This is a genomic window from Bradyrhizobium barranii subsp. barranii (assembly GCF_017565645.3).
Classification (GTDB): domain Bacteria; phylum Pseudomonadota; class Alphaproteobacteria; order Rhizobiales; family Xanthobacteraceae; genus Bradyrhizobium; species Bradyrhizobium barranii.
This window is the reverse complement of sequence record NZ_CP086136.1, coordinates 1966123-1990558: the sequence shown is the minus strand read 5'-3', so window position 1 is coordinate 1990558 and position 24436 is coordinate 1966123. Positions and strand designations below refer to the sequence as shown.

Sequence of the window (24436 nt, the reverse complement as noted above, 5' to 3'; positions counted from 1 at the left end):
TGTCCCCAGTCGAAAGTCGAATTCTTGGGCTGGGATACCGCAAACCTTCGGGCAGGGCAACGGCACCGATGGCCGGTTTTCGGGCAAATCAGGTGATTTGGAATTCCGATTGCCGGGAATCCGGCTGTCGCGCTGCTCAGCCCTGATCGATCATCGTGGCGGTGACGCTCGCAGTTTGCCGCCGAGGTACCGGAAGACCGAGCGCCTCGCGGACCGCGTCGATCGCCGGCTCGCCCGCTTCAGTGAATCGGGCCATATGCGGATCGACGCCGGACCCGACCGCGACCGGATTGTCACCGGACAGGAAACCGTGCGCCATGTGGAAGCCCAGCGCGCGGTAGACCTCGAACTGCTCCTCCGAGAAGAACTGGTCACCCGTGGTCTCGTGCGGGAAGCGGTCGTTTCGCCGCGCGTAGTCCCGGATGTAGTCGTTCTCGTCGCCATTGAGCGACGATTTGACGTAAACGAGATAACCCTGCTCGTCGCCTCCGTAGTCGATGGTGCCGATCGCGACGTGGACGTGGTCTCGCGCAATGTCGTCGCGCTCGTCGGCCGCGCCGGGATCACCCGCCTTGTCGGCATTGCGCGCCATCAGCGCACGCGTGCGCTCGCGAATCGGCGTCCATGGCAGGTCGATGCGGACGCCGAGATCGATGCGGGCGTAACGCTGCAACGTCATCAGGGAACCGAAATTCATCGGCGCATCGGCTTCCGCATCGACCGCGATGATCACCTTGCAGCGGCGGCGCAACAGCTCATAGACGCCGAGATTCTCGATATGACCGCCGTCCGTCAGATAGACGCTGTCGCTGTTCTCGTACAGGCGCCCCGAGATCTCCGACCAGAAATAGATCGGCGTGGAGCGGCGCTGCGGCCGAACACGCTCATCGACGTAACGCGGGTTCTTCAGCCAATAGCCGAGCCGGACGTTGAGGAGCGCAAGCGTGGGCGTCAGCGCCTTGATCGAGCTCGAACCCATGTTCGAGGAGGCCGCGGCTCCGGAAATCGCCATTGCGGTGGCGAGATCGAGACTTTGCTCGTCGTCCTGCACCAGATCGGTGGGCGCATAGCCCGTCGCCTCGCTGCCGACGTTCAGGGCGGAGAACACGAAGAAGTCCGCGTTGCGTCCGCGCCGGTTGGCAAAGTCGGAGCCCTGAATATTCAGCGCCGTATTGATGAGCTGATAGGGCGCGTGCAGCTTCGGCGCAGCCGGCTGCCCTGGAATCCGGGCCGTCGCGGCCGGAGCGGCGTAGAGATCCGTCAGCTTCATGCGATCGAGCGCCTTGAAATCGCGCCCCTGGTCGAGACTGGCTTCGGCGGGCGCGACGCGCCCGTCGGCCGAACGCGTCGGATCGAACAGGAAGGCCTTGCTCAGGCGATCGCGATAGAGCCGGTGCAACGAGTTCGCATTCGGCGTCAGGCAGAACGAGATGGCGAACAGCAGGGCGCCGGCGAACGTGTAGAGGATCACCATGTGCAGGCTGTAGGAGTAGGCGAGCTCCGAAGCATTGCCCTGGAACAGGCTGGGAAAACGAACCTGAACCACCTGCCCCGCTTTCTGAGCCAGGAACAGGAGCCAGGCGGGCGTGTGCCAGATCGGCGTCAACTGCTCGGCATCTGCCACGACCTGCGGTGCGGCTTTCGGCGTGATTTCCGCCGACAAGGTCCCCTTGCTGACATCGAACTGAATCCTGCCTGCGAGGCTTCCGGACGGCGCGTTCGATTTGGCATTGACCAGGCACTCTCGCTGGGAGGTTGCGCCCATAACGGACGGGCACCTCTCGAACAGATCGTTGGCGATGCCCCAATAGGACAGATAGAGGTATGCGACCCAGATGACGAGCGGAAGCGCAAGGCCCGCGATCCATAGCGCGACCTTGGCGACGACCGCGAGCACAAGCGAACCCCATTGCGAGGATGCGCTGTTGCCCTTCAGCAATTCCACGAATTGCTGCCTGAACGCGGTGACGAAGACACCGATTGGCGCAGCCACCGCCGCGAGCGACTTGATCCAGGTGATCGCAACCGCAGCAGCCGGTCCACCGATTGCGCTGCTCTCGGCGACATCGAACATCTGCTCCAGCATGCAGGGCTGAAACTCGAAGAAGGCGATCACCGCCAGCAGCACCAGGAAGGTCGCGCCCATGCTCGGCCAGTGCGAACGGAACTCCTGCCGCTTACCGGGGCTCGCGAGCGACTGCTTGAGCGCCCATCCGAAAAACAGGACGCCCCCGATGATTGCGATCGACAGGCTCAGCGCAAAATGCTGGACCTTGAGAAACCGCGCGAAGTCGCACGCGACGCCCAGCAACAGCGCGATGCCGCCAATATAGGCGAACACGACGCTGGGACCGCTGCCGCGGACGGAGCGGGAGGTGAAATAGGCGAGCCCGCTGCAAGCGAACATCACCAGCGCGACGACCAGGCCGAATGTGCTGAAACCGTAACGATCGATGTCGCTGAAATCGTGCAGCTCGCACAACGACCTGTTGTTGAGACTGATGCCGAAGATGTTCGCATCCGTCAGGCAGCTCCGCAGCGGCGTTGACCAGATGGTGATGGCGGCAAGCAGCAGCACGATGGGCAACGTCAACCCGATATTGGCGACCAGTCCCCGCACGACGATCGCAACTCCGGTCAGGAGATCGCGGGCACCGGCAGGGATCAGATAGTTGGAATAGTTGCGCAGGTGTCCGACCGACGGCGTATCGCTGATCTCGGCCGACGTGACGGTTCCGCCGGCGGGTCTTTCGCCGAACACAAAGCGCCGTGCGGTCGTCATGGTGGCGCTGAGCGAGGTGCCGATATAGCCGCCGCCCGACACCGTGGAGAGATAGTCGATCCGGCCGATCAGATTGTGGTGGTTCAGTGCCTGGAGCACGCCGAGGCAAACGGCCGACGAGCGAATACCACCGCCGGACAACGCAAGCCCGACGACGTCGAGCAACTGGCAGGGTTGCAGGCCGTCGGCATCGAGGCGCCGTTCCGGCTCGCGGCGGGTGTTGATCGCCTCGATCTCATCGCAGACGATCTGATGGTGCTTCTCGCACCAAGGCGTTTCCTGATCGACGGCGGCAGCATTTCTCGCCATCGGAGCCGGCGTGGCGGGCCCTTGATGGAGCATGGGTGCCTCCCCAGGGAGAAACCGATCAATCCACAATCAATAGTAGAAAATCATCTTTCGAGTATCTGTTGAGTTAGTCTTGCGGGCCGCGCGAACGTTCAATCGCACGTAGCAAATTGCCGGCCTCCGCCGCGAAGGTCGCCCGCGCGCATGGATGGATGGAACTGGGGGCCACAAAAACTTGCGACACCCGCATTCCGTGCGCCGGGAAGGAACTCGCGCTTCGCCTCAGCCCATCGCCTCGAGCTCGTCGATCATCCCGGCAATGACCGAGAGACCGCCGTCCCAGAATTTGGGATCCTTGGCATCGAGCCCGAACGGCCGCAGCAGCTCGGAATAATGCTTGGTGCCGCCGGCGGCGAGCATGTCGAGGTAGCGCTCGGCAAAGCCCTCGGCCGCATTCTCGTAGACGGCGTAGAGCGAGTTCACGAGACAATCGCCGAAGGCATAGGCGTAGACGTAGAACGGCGAGTGGATGAAGTGCGGGATGTACATCCAGTAGTTCTCGTAGCCCGCCTTGATCTCGATCGCCGGCCCGAGGCTCTCGCCCTGCACCGACAGCCAGATCTCACCGAGCCGCGTCGCGGTGAGCTCGCCGTTCTTGCGCTCGGTGTGGACCGCGCGCTCGAACGAATAGAACGCGATCTGCCGCACCACGGTGTTGATCATGTCCTCGACCTTGCCGGCGAGCAGCGCCTGGCGCTGCTTCGCGCTCTTGGTCTGCGCCAGCAGCCGGCGGAAGGTCAGCATCTCGCCGAACACGCTCGCGGTCTCGGCCAGCGTCAGCGGCGTCGGCGCCATCAGCGCGCCGTTCTTCGCGGCCAGCACCTGGTGCACGCCATGGCCGAGCTCATGCGCGAGCGTCATCACGTCGCGCGGCTTGCCCTGGTAGTTCATCAGCACGTAAGGATGCGCCGACGGCGTGGTCGGATGTGAGAACGCGCCCGGCGCCTTGCCGGGGCGAACCGGCGCGTCGATCCAGCGATCGGTGAAGAAGCGCTCGGCGATCTCGGCCATTTTTGGCGAGAAGCCGCGATAGGCCGTCAGCACCATGTTGCGCGCATCGGGCCAGCCGATGACGTCGGTCGCGGCGAACGGCAGCGGCGCGTTGCGGTCCCAGTATGCCAGCCGCTTCTTGCCGAACCACTTCGCCTTCAACGCATAATAGCGATGCGACAGCTTTGGATAGGCCGCGCGCACCGAGGCGACCAGCGCGTCCACCACCTCGCGCTCGACGCGATTGCTCAGATGCCGAGAATCCGCGACGTCCTTGAACCCACGCCAATTGTCGGAAATGTCCTTGTCCTTGGCGAGCGTGTTGGTGATCAGCGCAAAGGTGCGCTCATTGGCCTTGAAGGTCTTTGCCAACGCTTCGGCCGCAGCCTTGCGCTTTGTGCCGTCACGGTCCTGCAGGAAATTGAGCGTCGGCTCGATCGCGAGCTCTTTGGCGCCGACCTTGAAGCGCAGGCCGGAGATGGTCTGGTCGAACAGCCGGTTGAAGGCGGAATAGCCGGTCTGCGACTTCTCGAGGAAGAGCTGCTCGAGCTTGTCGTCGAGCTGGTACGGCTTCTCCTTGCGCAGATCCTCGATCCAGGGACGGTAATGCGCGAGCTCGGCGGCCTGCATCGCGCGGTTCAAAATATCGTCATCGACGCGGTTGAGCTCGAGCGCGAAGAACAAGAGATGCGTGGACGCCGCCGTTAGCCGCTCGGAGACATCGCCGTAAAACTTTGAAATCGTGGGATCAACGCTGTCGCCGGCATGGACGAGGCCGGCATAGGAGCCGAGACGCCCGGCGAGATCGTCGATCGCCTCATAGCGTCGCACCGCCTCGGCGAGCCATTTTCCGCCATCTTCGTTTGCTGTCCCTGTGGCGAGCTTGCCCTTGTAGTCGGTCTCGAACGCGACGCAATCGGCGTCCATCCTTTCGAGATCGCGCGCCACTTCCGGCGCATCGATCCCGGAATAGAGGTCGGCGAGGTTCCACTCCGGAAGCCTGCCGGTCTTGCCCGCAGGCTTTGCGGGCAAAGATTTGGAGGACTTTGCCTTGGCGGCGGATTTCCTGGTGCTTGGCTTGCGGAGAGCGGGCTTGCTGGAGGCAGACTTCTTGAGAGCAGATTTGGAGCGCGAATTCATTGTGTGGGAAACCTGTGTTCAACAAGCGCGACGGCGGGCGGGGGCATCAAGGTTTAAGAGTGCGTTAATCGGCTTCGGCCAGAGTGACCCGATTCGAGACAGATAGTAGTAGCGTGCGGGGAACACCATGGCTGCCTGTATTTTGATCGCCGACGACGACGCAGTAGCCCGCCGGCTGGTCGAGAACATGGTGCAGAAATGCGGCTATGAGACGGTCGTCGTGGACTCCGGCGACGCCGCGATCGCCGCCCTCACCGCCCCCGATGCACCGGCGATCGACGCCGTCATCCTCGATCTCGTGATGCCCGGCCTCGACGGCATGGGCGTGCTTGCGAAAATCCGCGAGGCCGGCCTCGGCGTCCCCGTCATCGTGCAGACCGCCCATGGCGGCATCGACAACGTGATCACGGCGATGCGCGCGGGCGCGGCCGATTTCGTCGTCAAGCCGGTTGGCTTGGAGCGGCTCCAGGTCTCTCTGCGCAACGCACTCAATGCCTCCGCGCTCAAGGGCGAGTTGCAGCGTATCCGTCACAGCCGCGAGGGCCGGCTGACTTTCTCCGACATCATCACCCGCGCCGAGGCGATGGCGGCCGTGATGCGTGCCGCGCAGAAGGCCGCGGGCTCGTCGATCCCTGTGCTGATCGAGGGCGAGTCCGGCGTCGGCAAGGAGATGTTCGCACGCGCCATCCATGGCAGCGGCGAGCGCAAGGCTAAGCCGTTCGTCGCGGTCAATTGCGGTGCGATCCCCGACAATCTGGTCGAGTCGATCCTGTTCGGCCACGAGAAGGGCGCCTTCACCGGCGCCACCGAACGGCACACCGGCAAGTTCGTCGAGGCTCATGGCGGCACGCTGTTCCTGGACGAGGTCAGCGAGCTGCCGCTCACCGCACAGGTCAAGCTGCTGCGCGCACTTCAGGAAGGCGCGGTCGAAGCGGTCGGCGGACGCAAGCCGTTGAAGGTTGACGTCCGGATCATCTCCGCGACCAACCGCAGGCTGCTGGAGCGGGTGAAGCAGGGCCATTTCCGCGAGGATCTGTTCTATCGCCTCCACGTGCTGCCGCTGACGATCCCCTCGCTGCGGGCGCGGCGTGAGGACATCCCGTATCTGCTCCGGCATTTCCTGGCGCGCTTTGCCGCCGAGGAGAATCGCCTCATCACCGGCATCAGCGGCGAGGCCGTGGCGCACCTCGCCCAGCTCGACTGGCCCGGCAACATCCGCCAGCTCGAAAACGCGGTCTACCGCGCGGTGGTGATGAGCGAGGGCGACCAGCTCGACCTTGCCGACTTCCCCCTGCTCACCTCGCAGCCGCATCTCGAGACCGACATCCCGACCGCGCCGCTGATGCTCGAGCCGATCGCGGCGCCCTCGGTGGTGTCGGGTGGTGAAATACCGATCGCGCCGCTGCCGCTGGCGGGGACCCTTTCCATGCTGACCCCCACCGGCGACGTCCGCCCGCTCGACGACATGGAGAACGAGATCATCCGCTTCGCGATCTCGCATTATCGGGGACAGATGTCCGAGGTCGCCCGCCGCCTCAAAATCGGCCGGTCCACGCTCTACCGCAAGCTCGACGAAGCCGGGGTTCCCGGACATGGCGGCAAAAGCGGTGAGGAGACGCCCTGAGCCTCATGCGAACGGAGGTTCGCTTGGCGTTGCGATGACGCCGCAAGCCCTTCGTATTACGGCAAAATCCGGCTGCGACGTGAACCGTGACTTGGAAGTGACAGACACATGGAAAAGCGTCTGCCAAAGCCGCACAATCCGTTGCAAACGGGCTTTCTTGAAGTCAGTTTGTCGTGAGTTGTCCCGGGTAGCGCTGGCCGCCCAAACGGGGCCTGTATATCGTCTGCGTAGGATTCGTTCGTCCGCGTATGAATCGTTGCGTGCAGGCGTGCAACTTTCGAGCGGCCGGCGCAGTTTAGCCCGAAGCTCATTAGGCGATAATGAAGCTGTTCCACGAGGGACAGTTCACCCGAGGGGTGCGACACAATGCGTGACTGTTTGAACCACCGTGCGGGCTTTGACCGCGTCTTGATGACGGTCGCGGCGACCTTCCTCACGGTATCGGCCAGCTCGGCCCTGGCGCAGGATCAGGTGCGCAGCAGCGCCGCCGAACTCGCGATCGAAGCCGCGATCCCGCGCCCCGAGCCCGCCAACGTCCCGCCCCCGACCGCATCCGACATCAAGCTCGACACCACCGCGACGGTTCAGGACTCCGCAAAGGAGCCGACCAAGGAACCGGTGAAGGCCGAAACCGCGCCGGCCCCCGACAAGGTTGAGACCAAGCCTTCCGACGTCGCCACCACGCCTGCAGCTGAGGCGCCGAAGAGCGAAACCGCCAAGACCGAGCCCGCGAAGACCGAGCCCGCCAAGTCCGAGGCCGCGAAGACCGAGCCTGCCAAATCCGAACCAGCAAAGGCCGACACCGCGACGGCAACGCCGGCCGCGCCTGCGGCCCCCGCTGCCGCTCCGGCCGCCGAGCCGGTGAAGGCCGCGAGCAACGTTCCCGCCGCCGACCAGCCGGTCGCCGACAAGCTCAAGGACATCATCGGCGCCAAGACCTCGCGCCATTTCGACCGCAAGAACGAGCGCGCCGCGATCGAGAAGTTTTACGGTGCACGCGACTTCGCGCCGGTCTGGACCCAGGCCGGCAGCCTGACCGCTGCGGCCAAGGGCGTGATCACGCGGCTGAAGGATGCGGCCTCCGATGGCCTCAATCCCGCCGACTACCCGGTGCCGGATTTCGCCACCGCCACGGCGCCCGATGCGCTCGCTGATGCCGAGCTGAAGCTCACCGCCAGCATGTTCGACTATGCGCGCCAGGCCCAGAGCGGCCGCATGCACTGGTCGCAGGTCAGCGGCGACATCCTCTATCCCGAGCATCCGGTCGATCCGAGCGAGGTGCTCGCCAAGATCACGACCGCAGCCGACGCCTCCGCAGCGCTCGACGGCTACAACCCGCCGCAGAAGCTCTACAAGGAGCTGAAGGCCAAGCTCGCCGAGCTGCGCGGCCAGGGCAGCGGCCCGGTGATCGAGATCGCCGACGGTCCGGCGCTGAAATACACCCCGGCCGGCAAGAAGCAGGCTGAAATCGTCGTCGAAGATCCGCGCGTGCCGCAGCTCCGCGCCAAGCTCGGCCTCGCCGAGAACGCCAGCGACACCCGCTATGACGCCACCGTCGCCGAAGCCGTGCGCAAATTCCAGAGCGGCGCAGAGATGAAGGCGACCGGCGTCCTCGACGACAAGACCGCCAAGGCGATCAACACGCCGAAGCGCGACAAGCAGATCGACACGGTGCTGGTGAACATGGAGCGCTGGCGCTGGCTGCCGCGCGACCTCGGCGTTCCCTCGCTGGGCGATGCCTATGTCATCCTCAACATTCCCGACTACACGCTGAAGGTGATGCAGCGCGGCCAGCAGGTCTGGACCACCCGCGTCGTCACCGGCAAGCCGGGCTCGCATGCGACCCCGCTGCTCACCGAGACGATGAAGTACATCACGGTCAATCCGACCTGGAACGTGCCGCCGTCGATCGTCTACAACGAATATCTGCCGGCGCTTCAGCAGGACCCGACCGTGCTCCAGCGCATGGGCCTCAAGCTCGAGCAGAACCGCGACGGCTCCGTGCACATCTCGCAGCCCCCCGGTGAAGCCAACGCGCTCGGCCGCATCCGCTTCAACTTCCCGAACAAGTTCCTGGTCTATCAGCACGACACGCCGGACAAGAACCTGTTCGCCAGGGACGATCGCGCCTTCAGCCATGGCTGCATGCGCGTGCAGAACCCGGATCAGTACGCCTCCGTTCTGCTCAACATCGCCATGCCGAACGAGAAGTACACGCCGGAGCGCGTGCGCAGCATGTACGGCAAGAGCGAGATCGACCTGAAATTCCCGACGCCGATCCCGGTCAACATCACCTACCAGACCGCGTTCGTGGACGATGGCGGCAAGCTGCAAATCCGCAAGGACGTCTATGGCCGTGACGCGACCATGATCAACATCCTGAAGAACGGCCGCGGCAAGGACCTCGAGAACGTCGTTGCTCACTCCCAGCCGAGCTATTCGCGCCCGGCGACGACGCTGCCCTCGGGCGTGGCGATTGCCAACAATGGCGGCGGCTTCGGCTCGTCGGGTCCGAACTTCTTCGAGCGGCTGTTCGGGGCGCCGACCCCGCCGCCGGCTCCGGTCGGCCGCCGGCCGCAGCAGCAGCGGGTGTTTACCCGCTGACGCCTCCCCGACCGGTCTTTGCCGGAAATTCTCTAGTAAGATCAGCGACCTCATCCCCCTGGATGGGGTCGTTTAACGTTAACCATTCTCCACCCGAACTCCGGCAGCGGGCGTTTTTTTGCCACACTGAACCGCTTAGGTTCGTATTGTGACTTGGTTTGGGGTCGGGAAGGTCAACCTCGAATTAACCTTCTCGCTTTAAGAAAGCGTTCATCCTCTTTCGCGCGCTAACGGGGTTGCCGGGAGAGTCCATTTTGAACGCTCGTCGACTGGGTGGGCTCATTTGTGCTGACTGGTCTCGCACGCAAATTCGCAGTGCTGTCGTTGTCCCATGCGGGAGTGAAGGCCGGATCCCGGATCGGCCTCGCTTCCGCACTGCTGCTTGCTGCCGCGGGCTCGGTCCATGACGCCGCCGCGCTGAACGAGACCAAGACGCTCTCGTTCCACCACACCCATTCCGGCGAAGACCTCACCGTCACCTTCAAGCGCGATGGCCGCTTCGACGAGGCCGCGCTGAAGCAGCTCAACCACTTCCTGCGCGACTGGCGGACCCAGGACGAGACGGTCATGGACCGTCGCCTGTTCGACATCCTCTGGGAAGTCTATCGCGACGTCGACGGCAAGCAGCCGATCCAGATCATCTCCTCCTACCGCTCCCCCGCCACCAACGCGATGCTCCGCCGCCGCTCCTCCGGCGTGGCGCGCTTCAGCCAGCACATGCTGGGGCATGCGATGGACTTCCACATTCCGGGCGTGCCGCTGGAGCAGATCCGCTTCGCCGGCCTGCGCCTGCAGCGCGGCGGCGTCGGCTTCTATCCAACCTCCGGCTCGCCCTTCGTCCATCTGGATACCGGCAGCATCCGGCACTGGCCGCGCATGACGCATGACCAGCTCGCCCGCGTCTTCCCGGATGGCCGCACGGTCCACGTCCCGACCGACGGCACGCCGCTGAAGGGCTATGAGCTGGCCAAGGCCGACATCGAGCGCCGCGGCACAGGCGACGATTCAGGCAGCAAGCCGAGTTTCTTTGCCGCCCTGTTCAAGAGCAAGTCGGCTCCGGCCGCCACGAGCAGCGACGAGGATGACGAGGGCGCGCCCGCCCCGGCCGCCAAGCCTGTTGCGCCGACCGTGGTTGCCGCCGTGGCCAAGCCGGCCGATCCGGTGCCGACACCGCGCGCCAAGCCGCAGATCGCCGCTGCGATCCAGCTCGCTTCGGCCGATGCACAGCTCGTTGCACCGCCCAAGCCGAAGCCCGCGCCCGTGGCTGACAAGCCGGCAGCCGGCAAGCCCGAGACCCCGGCCGACATCATCAATGCCCGCGGCTTCTGGGATACCCCTGCGACCCCGCAGCAGGCGACGCCAGCTCAAGTGGCGGCGCTGAAGGCCCGCCAGGCGCTCGCCGCCGCCACCGAGCCGCAAGCGACCGCGAGCGTCTCCAGCGCGGCCTATCAGGCGCTGGCCTACGCGCCGGCGTCCGCCTCCCCGGTCGACCGCGCCAACGTCGTCGCCGCCTCCGCGCCGGTCCCGCGCACAGGCCGCCCCGTTGCCGCGACGCGCGGCCTTGCGCCCGCGATCGAGATCAACACGGTGGTCGGCAAGAGCATCGACGGAAGGATCGCAACCGCGACCCGCCTCTCCGCCGCCAGGGGCGAAAGCATCTGGCTCAAGATCGTGATGCTGTCGCCGAGCGCCAGCCGCGCGATGTCGGTGACGCTGATGGGCGAGCTGGATACCGTTGCCCTGCGCGGCTATTTCGTCAAACCGCAGGCCGTGGTCGCGATGGGCTTTGCCGACGATCCGATGCAGGGCCTGTCCTGCGACAGCTTTACGGGCAGCGCGACCGCGAAGCTCGAGACGACGTCGTTCGTCATGCGCACCGCGGCGCTGCACTGAGATCTTTCCCCTCACGCCGTTCGGTAGTCCCGCAAGCCGGGATGAAGCGCAGCGCAATCCTGGGGCACGACAGCGCCACACGCTCAAGTGTCGTCCCGGCCTGGTGCGCATCTGCACTAGGGGAGATTCCCCCACTTCCAACGGGTAATCCACCCGGTATCGCTACGCATTCCAAACGCGCATTGTGGCAGTGCGCCCAGAACGGACGCGATGACAAAGTCCGAGGACGCGATTGCGTTTGCCTTGGTGTTCCGCGTTTCCGCAGCGGCGCCGCACCTCAAGGGAAGTCGCCACAGCGAAGTAGGAGCATGCGATGTCAGTTCCATGCAAGTCTGAGCTCAGCCTTCTGAACCACGACGAGCGCGAAGTCATATTGAGTACGCACCATCCCGTGGTCGGAGAGATGGAGCGCGATGGACTTGAGAGCCTTCGCGCCCGACTTCGGGATCTGCGCGACAGGGAGCGTACATTGTCGCGGCATCGACGCCGCGAAACAAAGGGAACAGCCGACCCGCGCGGCAAGAGTTTCTCCGGCACGGCAGAGCATGCAAACCGGCGCCAATCGGTTTTCGCTGCCGCCATCAAGCGCGTCAAGAACGAGCTGAGGCGCATCCGGAAGTTTGAAGCACGACGGGAGCTCGGGGAAGCGGCGCGACGGGCGTTAGCACTCCGTCGGGCGCGTCAGTTTTCTCGCCCGCAGACGACCCCAACTTCGCATGACGGCATGCGGTTGATCCCAAGCCGTCGCCGGCTCAAGAAACTCCCACCGGAAAAAATCGGAAGAGTCTCGCAGGCCAACAAGCGGGCGCAGGCCCGACGAGACGCCAAACGCGGACGCGGCAATTGAGACCGAGACCGACAATCTTGCGGATCGAGGCTGCGTGCCGGACCGGCGCAATGGCGTCCTCGCCACTTCCAAGACTACAGTGTCGAAGCCTGCAGCTTCTATCTCGCTTTCCTGACCCGCCGATCCAGATGATATGTCAACGCCAGCGAGAGGCAGACGGTGAGCTCCTGCTTCGGCAGCGCGCCGGATAGGGGCAACAGCAAAGCCCTGGTCTGCCGATATTCGAACTCATCGGGAAAGCGCTCGCGGAACGTATCGACCAGCGTCGTCTTGCAGTTGAACAGTATGGCGGCGCGCTCGGAGTCCTTCAGGCGGCCGAGCCGAATCGTGGAGCCGCTGCCGCTCTCATCGGTCAAGTAAGCCGGCTCGCCCCATTTCAGGGTCTCGGTGAGCTCGCCAACGGCTTTATGCGCCGCAGCGGTCGCGAAGATCAGCGCACGCACCTGGAGTAGCCGCTTGCCGATCGGCGCCGGAAGGGCGCGGAAGGCACGGTCCACCTCGCGCGGCAGCGGCGGCGCAGTCACAGCGGTCTCCGTTCACAAACGAAGTGCAACACGCCACGCTTGTAGCCCGGATGGAGCGAAAGCGTAATCCGGGGAATGCTTCCATACTGCGAGAACCCGGATTTCGCTGCGCTCCATCCGGGCTACGGCAGCAGTGCTAGAGGCGCATCGCCTCAGAGCATTCCCAGCGCCTGCATATAGGTCTCGAGGATGGTCTCGGCCTCGGCGCGCTCGTTCGGGTCCTGCTTGCGCATGCGCACGATGGTGCGCAGCGCCTTGACGTCGTAGCCATTGCCCTTGCTCTCGGCATAGACGTCGCGGATGTCGTCGGAGATCGCCTTCTTCTCTTCCTCCAGCCGCTCGATGCGCTCGATGATGGATTTGAGCTGGTCCTTGGCAAATTTCGTCGCGGGCTCGTCGTCGCGGACGGCGGCGGAGGTGGCCATCTTGGTACTCCCAATGGAACTGGCAAAACGAGGTGACGCCGGCATCCTCACCGCGCGTGCTGGTTGACCCTTAGGGTTCGCGGCTCTCGCGTTCAAGGCAGCATCGCGCTCGTCCACAGCGCGCCCACACCTTCCTGCGGCGAGGCCAAGAAAGAAGTTGTGTGGTGCGACTCACCGCCAGACTGCCGGCGAGGCCGTTCAGTGCCCGGGGTGAACCTTCTTCATCGCCTCGACCTGCTCGGGCGTGGCCGTGCCCTGATATTTCGACTTCCAGGTCTCGTAGGGCATGCCGTAGACGGCCTCGCGGCTCTCGTCCTTGCTTAAGCTCACGCCCTGCGCGTCGGCGGCGTCCTTGAGCCAGTTGGACAGGCAGTTGCGGCAGAAGCCGGCCAAATTCATCAGATCGATGTTCTGGACGTCCGTCCGCGTCTTCAGATGATCGACCAGGCGCCGGAAAGCGGCCGCCTCGAGCTCCGTTCTGGTTTTGTCGTCGATTGCCATGGCTGGATCCCTTCGGCCTGAATTGGTTCTGCCCCCGATGGGGGTCACCCTTACGGGATCAGGTGGGTCCTTGTCACAGATTTTGCCACATCGCGGCGCAAACGGCGCCAGAGCCAACCCGAAGGCCGGCTCCCCGGCCCTACGCCAAATCGTCAATCATCTGGTATACGTTCCGCGACAATGATCGCCGAATCTCCCCGCGCCCCCCTTCGCCTGCTCGCCCGGTTGGTCCCGGTGCTGGTGGTTGGCCTGCTGTGCCTCTGGGCCAGCCCGGCCTCCGCCGACTTCCGGCTTTGCAACAACACCTCGAGCCGGGTCGGCATTGCGCTCGGCTACAAGGACGCCGAGGGCTGGACCACCGAGGGCTGGTGGAACATCTCGTCCCGCTCCTGCGAGACCCTGCTGCGGGGAACGCTGGTCGCCCGCTACTATTACATCTATGCGATCGACTACGACCGCGGCGGCGAATGGTCGGGCCAGGCCTTCATGTGCTCGCGCGACAAGGAATTCACCATCCGCGGCACCGAGGATTGCCTCGCGCGCGGCTACGACCGGACCGGCTATTTCGAGGTCGATACCGGCGAGCAGCGGGCCTGGACGGTCCAGCTCACCGACGCCAACGAGCAGCCGTCACAGCAGCAGCGCGTGCCCGGCCTGCCGGGCCCGGTCGGCCCGGGTGGCGGCGTTCCGGGTTTGCCCAATAGTCCGCCCGGTGGTACGCCCCCCGCCGCGCCTGGCCTTCCGCCAGCCCCCTCGCCACCGTCTGGAAATAAGCCATGAGGCGTCTTCGCCGTATCAAGATTCTCGCGACCCTGGGACCTGCCTCTTCGGACCTCGCGATGATCCGCCGCCTGTTCGAGGCCGGTGCCGACCTGTTCCGCATCAACATGAGCCACACCCCGCATGACAAGATGCGGGAGCTGGTCGCGACGATCCGCAACGTCGAGAGCAGTTATGGCCGGCCGATCGGCATCCTGGTCGATCTCCAGGGCCCGAAGCTCAGGCTCGGCGCCTTCGCCGAAGGCGCGGTCCAGCTCCAGAACGGCCAGATCTTCACGCTCGATTCCGACAAGGCGCCGGGCGATGCCACGCGCGTCAATCTCCCGCATCCGGAGATCCTGGCAGCGCTCAGGCCCGGCCATTCGCTGCTGCTCGACGACGGCAAGGTGCGGCTGATCGCCGAGGAAACCACGAAGGAGCACGCGGTGACGCGCGTCGTGGTCGGCGGCCGGATGTCCGACCGCAAGGGCGTCAGCCTGCCCGACACCGATCTGCCGGTCTCGGCGATGACGCCGAAGGACCGCGCTGACCTCGAGGCCGCGCTGGTGACCGGCGTCGACTGGATCGCGCTGTCCTTCGTGCAGCGCGCCGACGACGTGATCGAGGCCAAGAAGATGATCCGCGGCCGCGCCGCTGTCATGGCCAAGATCGAGAAGCCGCAGGCGATCGACCGCCTCGCCGACATCATCGAGGCCTCCGACGCGCTGATGGTGGCGCGCGGCGATCTCGGCGTCGAGCTGCCGCTGGAGCGCGTGCCGAGCCTGCAGAAACAGATGACGCGCATGGCGCGCCGCGCCGGCAAGCCGGTGGTGATCGCAACCCAGATGCTGGAATCGATGATCCAGTCGCCGGTGCCGACCCGCGCCGAGGTCTCCGACGTCGCCACCGCCGTCTATGAAGGCGCCGACGCCATCATGCTGTCGGCGGAATCGGCGGCCGGCAAATTCCCGGTCGAGGCGGTCTCGACCATGAACCGCATCGGCGAAGAGGTCGAGCGCGACCCGATTTATCGTTCCGTGCTCACCGCGCAGCGCCCCGCGCCGGAATCCACCGCCGGCGACGCCATCGCGGACGCCGCCCGCCAGATCGCCGAAACACTCGACCTGCCGGCCCTGATCTGCTGGACCAGCTCGGGCTCGACCGCGGTGCGCGTCGCGCGCGAGCGGCCGAAGCCGCCGATCGTGGCGATCACGCCCAACATCGCGGCCGGACGCCGGCTGGCGGTGGTCTGGGGCGTGCATTGCGTGGTGGCGGAAGACGCGCGCGACCAGGACGACATGGTAAGCCGCGCCGGCCAGATCGCCTTCCGCGACGGCTTCGTCCGCGCCGGCCAGCGCGTGATCATCGTCGCCGGCGTGCCGCTCGGCATTCCCGGCACCACCAACATGGTGCGCATCGCCTCGGTCGGCCCCGAGGGCGGCGCGGATATCTAGTCCGCGGGAGCCCGGCAAACAAAAAATGTCGAAAACAACCCCATGCACAGTAGCCGGCGTTGCCGGCGAAGGTGCTCGGGTTTTGTGGAAAGGCGCGCTCGGGCAATGACCTGAGCGGAATCAGGTCTCGGCCCCGGCCGCGACCTGCTCTTCAGGCCCCAACCAGCGCTTTCGCGGTCGGCAGCAGCGTCTGCTGCACCACCAGACCCCTGGCGCGGGCGTCCATCACACCGACTGCGCGCAGGGCCAGCAGCGTCACGGTCTGCACCGCATCGCGCATCCTGGCGGGATCGTCGAGATTATCGGGCGCGAGCGGCCCGACCAGGGCCTCATGCAGCGCCCCCAACAGCGCGGTGGCGGCGAGCGCGGTATCCTGCGCAGGCAAATGGCCGGCCCGCACGGCGGCGTCGATCCGCGCGGCCATCTCGCCGGCGATCTCGCGGCGGCTGGCGAGGCGGGACGCGCTGACATCGACGTCGACCGGCTCGGCCAGGATGCCCCAGGCCAACCTGCGCTGCGACAGCGTGTGGACCGCCACGGTGGTGACGGCCGCCGCCAGCGCCGAGGATGGGCCGGGCGCGGCATCGGCCGCCCGGCGGATCGCCGCGAGCTCGTCGCGCGACACCTCGGCTATCAATTCGGAGATCAGCTCGGACTTGGACGGGAAGTAGCGGTAGACCGTTCCGGCCGCGACACTGGCCCGTACAGCAACCGGCGCGATCTGCACCGCCGCCATCCCGCCTTCCGCCGCAGCTTCCCGCGCCGCAGCAAGAATCGCACTGCGCCTGGCCGCAAGGCGCTTCACCACTTGATGCGTTCGCCGATAAACCATGGCGCGCTTCCTGTCCCACACGCCAGCCGCACGCCCCGCGCGGCCGAACGCGTCGTCCCTGCAATAGATGCAAATCGTCCCGCAAGGACTGAACAACTATTCAAAGTGAATGACAAGATGCAAATGCGTAGAACGTCACGCCGGACGGACGGGAGCGCCAAGCCAAGCAACGCCGGATGGAGGGCTTTGAAGAAGAACGTAGCGGGAAGCTTGCCTGCGAGCCCATCCTTCGAGACGCCCACCTACGGCGGGCCCTCGGGATGAGGTCGCGTTTTGCGTCAAGAGATCAGACCCTCATGGTGAGGAGCCCCGCCAAAGCGAGCGTCTCCGGACGATGCTCTGCATCGCCGGGCGAACCATGCAGGCCGAGCAGCCTCCGGCTCACTCCACCCCGCAAAAGAAAAGAGCCCCGTCCGGGACGGGGCTCTCGAAACTCTCAGATCGTCCGGTCTTACTTGAGGCTGGACGAGATCGAGCCGAACTTGGTGTTCAGCGAGCTGCCGAGGTTGTTGACGACGGTGATGATCGCGAGCGCGATGCCGGCAGCGATCAGGCCGTATTCAATGGCGGTGGCGCCGGATTCGTCCTTCACGAAACGCGAAACGAGGTTCTTCATAGACTGCTCCCAAAGAGTACACGTGGCTTACAAATGGTCTGGTCTCTCGGCTTCCCAGCGCCGCCCGACCATGGAACCGAACCTAGAGGCAAAGAATTGCGCCGCAGTTAATTCGACTGCGGAAACACGAAGCGGATTGCACGTATTCGACGATGGTAAAGGAGAATTGAAAACAATTCGTTAAATCGTAGCTATCCGCGGCAATGCTGCAGGGGCGCGATTTACCCGAAGTTATGACCGCGCATGGTCCAATGCCGCCCGCTCGGCCTGAAGCACGACGAGATGAATCGTTCATCGCGCTTCAGGTTATTGCTTGAGCATGATCTTCCCGGAAAACCGCTACACACTTTTCCGGATCATGCTCCGGCCGACAAGAACAAGCAGGACGACGAGGCGGCATGTCCCTTTCCTTTGCCCACAGCATTGCGATGCAGAGCCGCGCGCGAGCACTGCTGCCGCTCTGCGTCGGTGCCGGCACCTATCTGTTCTTCCTCTTCGTCGGCGACACGCTGCTTCAGGACTCCGACTCGTTCTGGCAGATCAGGATCGGGCAATGGATCCTCGATCACGGTGCCCTGCCCTACACCGACTTCTATTCTTTCACGCGCCCTGGGGAATCCTGGATCTCGACGTCGTGGCTGTCGCAGGTGCTGTTCGCCTTCTCCTACCCGCAATGGGGCTGGGCAGGTCCGGTCATCCTCACCGCGACCGGGATGGCGCTCACCGCTGCGGTGTTCGTCTATCTGCTCGACGCGCAGATCGAGGCGCCGCGCGCGGTGCTGTTCGCGATGCTGGCGCTGCTGCTGTCGATCCATCACGTGCTGGCGCGTCCGCATATTCTGGCGCTGCCCGTCATGGTGGCGTGGGTCGGCCTGCTGATGGCGGCTGCCGACCGCAGAAGCGCGCCGTCCTGGACTTGGCTGCCGCTGATAGCGCTCTGGGCGAATTTACATGGCGGCTTCGTGCTGGGCCTCGCACTGATCGGCCCGATCTCGCTCGAAGCGGTCGAGCATGCCGAGAAGGGAAAGCGGCTGAAGCTGTTCATACGCTGGGTGCTGTTCGGCGTCGGCGCGCTGATCGCTGCCTGCTGCACGCCTTACGGCTGGCGGACGCTGATGGGTGCGACCAACATCCTCAGCCTCGGCGAATTGCTGTCACTGATCTTCGAATGGATGCCGGCGAACTTTGCCACCTTCACCGGATTCGAAGGCGCACTGCTCGGCTTGATCGCGCTCGGCTATTATCGCGGCCTCGTGCTGTCGGCGCCGCGGATCTTCCTGATCCTGTTCCTGACCTGGAGCGCGCTGACCCATGTCAGGAATATCGAGGCCTTCGCCTTCCTGGTGCCGCTGGTGCTGGCAAAGCCGCTCGGCGAGATGTTCCCGCGCCCGCTAGCGGACACCGCCGGCGCAGACCGCTGGCCGGCCCGCTATGTCACCGCGCTCGGCGCGCTCATGATCGTGGCCGCGAGCTGGACCTCGACCTCGCTCTACATGGGACACCATCGCTTCACGTTCACGATGACGCAGACGCCGGTTGCGGCAGTCGACCTGCTCGAAAAACTCAGGGTGCAGCGCATCTTCAACGCCTATCAGTTCGGCGGCTATCTGATCTCGCGCGACATCCCTGTTTACGTCGACGGCCGCGCGGAGCTCTATGGCGAAAAGTTCGTCATGGACTTCTTCAAGGCGACGGAAGGCAAGAAGCCCGAGCTGCTGCCGCGCCTGCTCGACCAGTACAAGATCGACGCGACGCTATTGGTCGCCGATGCGCCGGGCCCGCAAATCCTCGATCAGCTCAAGGGCTGGAAGCGGATTTACGCGGACGACATCGCCGTCATTCATGTGCGGGACAATGCTGACGGCGCGGCGCTGCCGTCGAAGTGAGGGCGCAGCTTCAGGCGCGTCCTCTCGGATGCGACGTTCGCTTAAAGATGTGAAGCGGACTCACTTCGCCATCCACGACCACGTAATCCGCTTTCGAGCTACTTCAATTGCCTCGGCCCGCGCGGCGTCGTCGGCTTTTCCGGCGCGGACGGTGCAAGACTCAGCGTGACCATTACGGTCTGGGTGGTCGGCCGGTTCTCGGTTACGACGTCCCAATAGCCACGGAGGTTCAGATAGCCGGTGTATCCCTCGAACGCGGAAAAGAAGACCCCGATCTGCGGACCGATGCCGACCGACTGGCCCTTGAAATCGCCGAGCTTGGCGCCGGCTCCGCTGTCGCCGGTGACCTGCTGATAGACATAGCCGGCGAGCCCGACATGAACACTCTTGCTGACGAACTGCGACATGGCCCAGTCCAGATGAAAGTCGATACCGTTGCGGTATTGCAGCGCGTTGTTCATGCCGCTGTAGCTGAAGCCGGCGACCGCGGACAATTCGTGCCCTGTCTGCGGATTGAGATAGGTGTAGCCGAAGCCGCTGTCCACGCCGGTATAGCCGATGCTCAGGTTGGCCAGCCGCGTGGAGTCGTAGGTGCCGCTCGGGATGTTGCCGAGCACGTACCACATGTAATTGTTGACGCCCTGATTCCATTTCAGGGTGCCGAGGTAGTACACGTCACCAAACGTGGCCCTCTCGTCGCTGGCGTTGCCCGAAATCTGGTTACCCCGCGGGCCTGTTAGCGTGGCGGCAATACCAACCCCGACGTTGCCGGGCACGCCGAGCACACCGACCGTCAACTGGCCGCCAAGTACCGGCGTGGCAAAAGTGTAGGCGGGCAGGAAACCCACGGCATCGGCGTGCGCATGCAGGCCGGCGACAACGGACGAGTTGAGCTGCAGATCCTTGCCCCCACCGGCGTTTGCCTCGACGTGAAGATAGATACTGGTGAAACTCCAGCCCGGCTGTCCCGGCACGGCGGAGAGACTGCCCATGCCTCCCGGCAACCAGAAGCCGACGCCGCCGGCATCGGCCTTCGCATCGTCTGTTGAACTTGCAGAGGTGCAGACGATGAGAGCCATGGCAGCAAGGAGTCGGTGCCTATGACGACTAGGTCTCATGGTCCCTCCAGTACCGGCGAACGCGAATGACAACCCATCAGTCCAATAAGGAATACGAACGATTATGTGGCTCCAAGATTCCCGCGCCAGGGGATTCCCGGAATTTGTAGGCCAACACGCCAGTTTTCGCTCTCGCGTGACAAACCCATCACACATCCGCAATGCTTTCACTCAGTGCGCGTGGTTCCAATTCCCGTTATCTGCACAACGTTGTTTAGGGCAATGCTTCTGTCTTTTGAATTGCCACCGTCTATCCGAAAATCGCTTATATTGGCGGATCAATCTGGAGTTGATCATCGATTCCGAGGCCGGCTTCGTCCCGATGACTCTCATATGAGTAAGGGTAACGGTGCTATGAGGAAAATCATCTCCGCAGCACTAGGCGTTGTCTGCGTAGCAGTATCAGCGAACGCTCAGCCATTCTCTGCCGACGACCTTGCCCGCCGCACCATCGAACGGCGTGCCATCGAGGCAGCGATTTGGGGCATGCCGCTGGTCAACACCGACGCGATGCGGCAAGCGTATTTTCGCGATGTCGGCGCAAAGTACAACGACATCTGCTACTTCTCGAAACCGCAGGACTGGAAGTTCCAGGTCACGACGCCTAATGCTTCGACGAACTACATCTATCTCAACTACAATTTAAAAGACGGCCCAGTCGTTGTTGAAATCCCGGCAGCCGTCGACGCCGGGCTGCTCGGCTCCATGGTTGACGCATGGGACGAGCCAATGACCGACATCGGTCCAGCGGGCGAGGACCAAGGCAAGGGCGGCAAGTATTTGCTGGTCCCGCCCGACTTCAAAGGTGATACCCCAGCGGGCTTCTTCCCGATTAGGTATCCCACATACAACGGTTATGCGTTGTATCGGGCGATCAGGAACGGACCGACCGATGCCGATACCGCGGCTGCATTGGCGCTCGTGAAGAAGTTACGCGTGTATCCGCTCGCGCAAGCCGCCAGCCCCCCGGAACAACGCTTCATCGATATCTATGGCAAGACGTTCGATGGCATCGCCAGCTTCGACGAGCGCTTCTTTGAGAACCTCGACCGCATGGTTCAGGAAGAGCCGGTGCTGCCGCGCGACGTCACCATAATGGGCATGCTCAAAAGCATCGGTATTGAGAAGGGAAAGGATTTCAAGCCAGATCCGGCTACGCAGAGCATACTGAAGTCTGCGGCGCGGGAAGCACAGGCGCACTTCATTGAAGCGCTGACCTCCTACAGCCAACCGTGGTGGCCGGACCGAAGCTGGTCCCCGCCCGACCCCAAAGGTGTAAAAACCGGGTTTACTTACCAGATCGGGGACGCGTTAGATATTGACGCTCGCGGCTTTGCGAACTTCGCCGCTTTTGCCTTGCCGAAGAAGACCGGGACCAGCTTGGTGTATCTCTTCACGTTCCGTGATAGCCGCGGCGAGCGGCTGAGCGGCGAGCGGACCTACACGGTGCACATCCCGGCCAACGTTCCGGCGAAGCAATACTGGTCAATGATCGTGTATGCGGTGGATACCGCGGCGCTCATACGTGAAGCGCCGGTGGTCACGCTCGATAGCTACAATCAGGCCATGCAGCGGAACGCCGACGGCTCGGTAGACATCTACTTCGGTCCCAAGGCACCAGAAGGTAAGGAGGCAAACTGGATCTACACGGCACCGGGAAAGGCGTTCTTCCCCGCCATGCGTTTTTACGATCCCGACAAGCCGCTGTTCGAGAAGACATGGAAGCTGTCGGATTTGGAGCAGATTTCCAACCTATGACGCATTGGGTCGGATGAAAGCAGCGGAGCCATGACCAGAACGATTCTGGGAATCATTGCACTTGCACTCGCCCTGACACCCATCACGTCAGCGTCATCGCAAAACGTTTCCGAACGGGAAGCCTATGACATCGCAAAGGACGCGTATGTCTACGCCTATCCGTTGCTGTTGATGGATGTCTTCACGCGGCAGGGCGCTAACTATGCCGCGCCGACCGGCATCGTAACGCAGGGGCCTTATAACCAGTTTAGTCACGCCCGTGCTTTCCCTCCAGCGGACTTCAAAGCCGTGGTACGGGCAAACGTCGATACGCTCTACTCAGGCGCCCACCTTGATCTCGGTCCTGAACCAATCGTGCTCTCAGTGCCGGCGATAGATCGCTACTTCATGCTGCCCCTGCTGAGCTTCTGGACCGACGTATTCGCCGTGCCGGGTACGCGCACCACTGGGCGCAACTCTGCTCGCGAGTTTCTACTTGTCGGCCCAAGCTGGCAGGGACAACCTCCGGCAGGGCTCGAAATCATCCGCAGTCCCACCCGCTTCGTGGGCGTCGGCGGACGCACTCAAACCAATGGCGTCGCGGACTACGACAACGTCCACAAGATTCAAGCGAGCTACAAGCTGACGCCGCTGTCGGCATGGGGCAAGGGCAACTACACGCCTCCGAAAGGCATCGTCGATCCGGCTATCGACATGAAAACACCACCGCCCGTGCACATCGAGAAGATGGATGCGGCAATATATTTCGCCCGCTTCGCAGAACTCCTGAAGGATAACCCGCCGGGACCATTCGACTATCCGATGATTCATCGACTTGAGCGCGTGGACTTCAAGGTGGGCCAAAATTTTGATCTCAATGTCAGAACGCTGCTGATCAAACAGGCATTCGAGCGCGCTTCGACAGACGGCAAGGCATTGGTCGCCAAAGCCGCCAAGCAGGCAGGCGGCGAAGGCGGGAAAGAGTGGGTCTACACCACACGCAGTGGCGTCTACGGTGTAGACTATCTTTATCGCGCTGCAATCGCCTTGTGTTGTCTGGGCGAGAATTTGCCGCAGGACGCCGTCTATCCTTCGCTTTCTACGGATAGCGATGGCCGGCCGCTCGATGGCAAAAGCAGCTACGTCCTCCATTTCGACAAGGGCAAGTTTCCGCCTGTCGATGCGTTCTGGTCTGTCACGGCGTACGACACCGACGGCTATTTCATCCCGAATGCGCTTAATCGGATGGCCCTGGGCGACCGTGACAAGCTCGCCACTAGTGCTGACGGCTCGCTGGATCTGTACATACAGGCGGACACACCCGGCGGTGACAAGGAGATGAATTGGCTACCCGTCGCCAAAAAGCCGTTCACGCTGCTGATGCGCCTCTATTCGCCGAAGTCAGAATTTCTAGCCGGTTCTTGGACGCCGCCGCCGGTTCAAAGGATGAATTAGGCCGCTCATGGCCCATCAGCGAAGTGGCGACACCTCTCATTGGGGTCCGTTTGGTGGGGTAGAGCGGACTGACTTTGCTCACTCTGCGTTCTTCGCATTTTGACCCATAGCGGCCGTGAACATTTTGCGTTGGCAAGCGCCGCCAAGACGGACGATGGCTCGTTGCTATGGACCCGCTCGTCTCGCAACGAGAATATTGGCTATACACTGCAAGACGATTTCGTTTTGTTGATTGCGCACTCTGATTTGGTTGCGCACGATGCCTCGATCAGGTTTCGACTTAGACTCCCGCTTCTCCAGAACAATCATTTCAAGATCGAGTTCATCTCCTGGGCGTACCGGGTTCGGCAGCCTTAACTCATCCCAACCCATTCCGGCGAGGACATGGAGCCGAGGCTGGAGCTTCGGCGTGAGCGAGATGAAGATCGAAAACGTATGGGCGCTCGATGCGGTTAGTCCCCCAAAAATTGAACGTGCTGCTGCCTCCTCATCGAGGTGACGGGGCGCTGGATCATATTGCTTGGCGAACTGGACGATCTCTTCCTTCGAGACCAGATAAGGACCAGCCTTGCTAGTCATACCAATTTCGGCATCTTCAAAATACAGCTGGGTCATGGCTTCGTCCTCTGCGGATGAAGTAAATCAGGCACGGCTCAACGCGGCGGGATTATAACCCTTTTCAAGCATCAATTTCTGTTCTTGTCCGGCTAACCCGCACGTCGTTCAGGCCAGTCGCACCAATTTCCAAGGCAGCCTTTCCCGGATGAGCAAACACCAAAGGTCATCATCCGAAAATCAGCTTATGGCCCATCAGCGAAGTGGCGACACCTTTCATTGAGGTCCGCTTGGTGGCGTAGAGCGGACTGACTTTGCTCACTCTGAGTTCTTCGCATTTCGACCC

General features: G+C 63.4%; 18 protein-coding genes. 9 read left to right on the top strand and 9 right to left on the bottom strand.

Features of this window, described 5'->3' with window-relative positions:
- Nucleotides 1-136 precede the first annotated feature (136 nt).
- Complete coding sequence (locus J4G43_RS09745) at nucleotides 137-3124, bottom strand: patatin-like phospholipase domain-containing protein (RefSeq protein WP_208084650.1); 2988 nt, start codon at nucleotides 3122-3124, stop codon at nucleotides 137-139.
- A 228-nt stretch (nucleotides 3125-3352) separates the two neighbouring features.
- Nucleotides 3353-5260 (bottom strand): M3 family oligoendopeptidase, encoded by a 1908-nt coding sequence (locus tag J4G43_RS09740; RefSeq protein ID WP_208084649.1) that lies wholly within the window; start codon nucleotides 5258-5260, stop codon nucleotides 3353-3355.
- A gap of 127 nt (nucleotides 5261-5387) precedes the next feature.
- Between J4G43_RS09740 and J4G43_RS09735 the strand changes: the two genes are divergently transcribed.
- From J4G43_RS09735 to J4G43_RS09720, 4 genes are all read left to right on the top strand, one after another.
- Nucleotides 5388-6884: a sigma-54-dependent transcriptional regulator gene (locus J4G43_RS09735; RefSeq protein WP_208084648.1), complete on the top strand. Its 1497-nt coding sequence runs from the start codon at nucleotides 5388-5390 to the stop codon at nucleotides 6882-6884.
- 366 nt (nucleotides 6885-7250) lie between these two features.
- A complete protein-coding gene (locus J4G43_RS09730) occupies nucleotides 7251-9488 on the top strand; it encodes a L,D-transpeptidase scaffold domain-containing protein (RefSeq protein WP_208084647.1) in 2238 nt (745 codons plus the stop codon).
- 285 nt (nucleotides 9489-9773) lie between these two features.
- Nucleotides 9774-11381, top strand: coding sequence for a peptidoglycan L,D-endopeptidase MepK (locus J4G43_RS09725; protein WP_225004776.1), 1608 nt, complete (start codon nucleotides 9774-9776; stop codon nucleotides 11379-11381).
- 313 nt (nucleotides 11382-11694) lie between these two features.
- Nucleotides 11695-12228, top strand: coding sequence for a hypothetical protein (locus J4G43_RS09720; RefSeq protein WP_208084645.1), 534 nt, complete (start codon nucleotides 11695-11697; stop codon nucleotides 12226-12228).
- Between the two features lie 98 nt (nucleotides 12229-12326).
- Here the strand turns inward: J4G43_RS09720 and J4G43_RS09715 are convergent, their stop codons facing one another.
- The 3 genes from J4G43_RS09715 to J4G43_RS09705 form a co-directional block, all read right to left on the bottom strand.
- Entirely contained in the window at nucleotides 12327-12752 is a 426-nt protein-coding gene (locus J4G43_RS09715) for a DUF1801 domain-containing protein (RefSeq protein ID WP_208084644.1), read from the bottom strand.
- 152 nt (nucleotides 12753-12904) lie between these two features.
- Nucleotides 12905-13177 (bottom strand): DUF2312 domain-containing protein, encoded by a 273-nt coding sequence (locus J4G43_RS09710; protein WP_014492426.1) that lies wholly within the window; start codon nucleotides 13175-13177, stop codon nucleotides 12905-12907.
- Nucleotides 13178-13375: 198 nt separating this feature from the next.
- Nucleotides 13376-13678 (bottom strand): DUF1244 domain-containing protein, encoded by a 303-nt coding sequence (locus J4G43_RS09705; protein ID WP_028154102.1) that lies wholly within the window; start codon nucleotides 13676-13678, stop codon nucleotides 13376-13378.
- Nucleotides 13679-13858: 180 nt separating this feature from the next.
- On the opposite strand from J4G43_RS09705, the gene J4G43_RS09700 reads away from it, so the two are divergent.
- Together J4G43_RS09700 and pyk are read left to right on the top strand one after the other, a co-directional pair.
- A complete protein-coding gene (locus tag J4G43_RS09700) occupies nucleotides 13859-14458 on the top strand; it encodes a DUF1036 domain-containing protein (protein ID WP_014492424.1) in 600 nt (199 codons plus the stop codon).
- On the top strand, nucleotides 14455-15891 hold the full coding sequence (pyk, locus tag J4G43_RS09695) for a pyruvate kinase (RefSeq protein WP_208084643.1): 1437 nt from the start codon (nucleotides 14455-14457) through the stop codon (nucleotides 15889-15891). Before J4G43_RS09700 ends, pyk begins: the two co-directional genes overlap by 4 nt.
- A 151-nt stretch (nucleotides 15892-16042) precedes the next feature.
- Here the strand turns inward: pyk and J4G43_RS09690 are convergent, their stop codons facing one another.
- Complete coding sequence (locus J4G43_RS09690) at nucleotides 16043-16723, bottom strand: TetR family transcriptional regulator (RefSeq protein ID WP_063981105.1); 681 nt, start codon at nucleotides 16721-16723, stop codon at nucleotides 16043-16045.
- A 451-nt stretch (nucleotides 16724-17174) separates the two neighbouring features.
- Nucleotides 17175-17339: a Flp family type IVb pilin gene (locus tag J4G43_RS09685; protein WP_014492421.1), complete on the bottom strand. Its 165-nt coding sequence runs from the start codon at nucleotides 17337-17339 to the stop codon at nucleotides 17175-17177.
- Between the two features lie 398 nt (nucleotides 17340-17737).
- On the opposite strand from J4G43_RS09685, the gene J4G43_RS09680 reads away from it, so the two are divergent.
- Complete coding sequence (locus J4G43_RS09680) at nucleotides 17738-19225, top strand: hypothetical protein (protein ID WP_208084642.1); 1488 nt, start codon at nucleotides 17738-17740, stop codon at nucleotides 19223-19225.
- A 98-nt stretch (nucleotides 19226-19323) separates the two neighbouring features.
- Here J4G43_RS09680 and J4G43_RS09675 read toward each other — a convergent pair whose 3' ends face one another.
- Entirely contained in the window at nucleotides 19324-20304 is a 981-nt protein-coding gene (locus tag J4G43_RS09675) for a SphA family protein (RefSeq protein ID WP_208084641.1), read from the bottom strand.
- Between the two features lie 393 nt (nucleotides 20305-20697).
- On the opposite strand from J4G43_RS09675, the gene J4G43_RS09670 reads away from it, so the two are divergent.
- Together J4G43_RS09670 and J4G43_RS09665 are read left to right on the top strand one after the other, a co-directional pair.
- Entirely contained in the window at nucleotides 20698-22101 is a 1404-nt protein-coding gene (locus J4G43_RS09670; RefSeq protein ID WP_208084640.1) for a DUF1254 domain-containing protein, read from the top strand.
- A gap of 30 nt (nucleotides 22102-22131) precedes the next feature.
- Entirely contained in the window at nucleotides 22132-23535 is a 1404-nt protein-coding gene (locus J4G43_RS09665) for a DUF1254 domain-containing protein (protein ID WP_208084639.1), read from the top strand.
- Between the two features lie 165 nt (nucleotides 23536-23700).
- Here J4G43_RS09665 and J4G43_RS09660 read toward each other — a convergent pair whose 3' ends face one another.
- A complete protein-coding gene (locus tag J4G43_RS09660; RefSeq protein WP_063981102.1) occupies nucleotides 23701-24150 on the bottom strand; it encodes a MaoC/PaaZ C-terminal domain-containing protein in 450 nt (149 codons plus the stop codon).
- Nucleotides 24151-24436 lie beyond the last annotated feature (286 nt).